The 364-nt window shown below is 21.7% G+C and carries 1 protein-coding gene; it reads left to right on the top strand.

Going from position 1 to position 364, the window contains the following annotated elements; translation table 11 throughout:
• Window positions 1–364 (top strand): plasmid maintenance protein (locus LRB30_RS05845; protein ID WP_231020166.1); only part of this gene is annotated, 364 nt, incomplete at both ends.

Raw genomic sequence — 364 nt, 5'->3', positions numbered from 1 at the left:
GTGGAACTGAAATTTACTATAAGCTTAATTATCCTAAAAAAGAGTGTTACCAGAAAATTAACAAGTACTTTAAAGAACGAAAAAACTCTAGATTTAAATCTAGAGTTAATACCCATTTTAAAGACAATATTACTAATAAAAATGGTAGTGTAGATTTAGTGGGGTGTTATAATAATAAAAATAATAATATAAAAGAAGAAAGAAAGATTAACCAAATAGAAAAGTTTCAAATAAAAAATTATTACAATAAATGTAATTTTAAAACTGAAAAAGCTCTTTCTATTTTGTATTTAGATACTGATAAAGATACAAAGATTGAAGTAATGAAAATACTAAAACAAAATGAAATTGCTCTAATAAAACT

It is taken from the genome of Borreliella americana, from assembly GCF_021043605.1.
In the GTDB taxonomy this organism is placed as follows: domain Bacteria; phylum Spirochaetota; class Spirochaetia; order Borreliales; family Borreliaceae; genus Borreliella; species Borreliella americana.
This window is presented reverse-complemented; position numbering and strand designations above follow the sequence as displayed.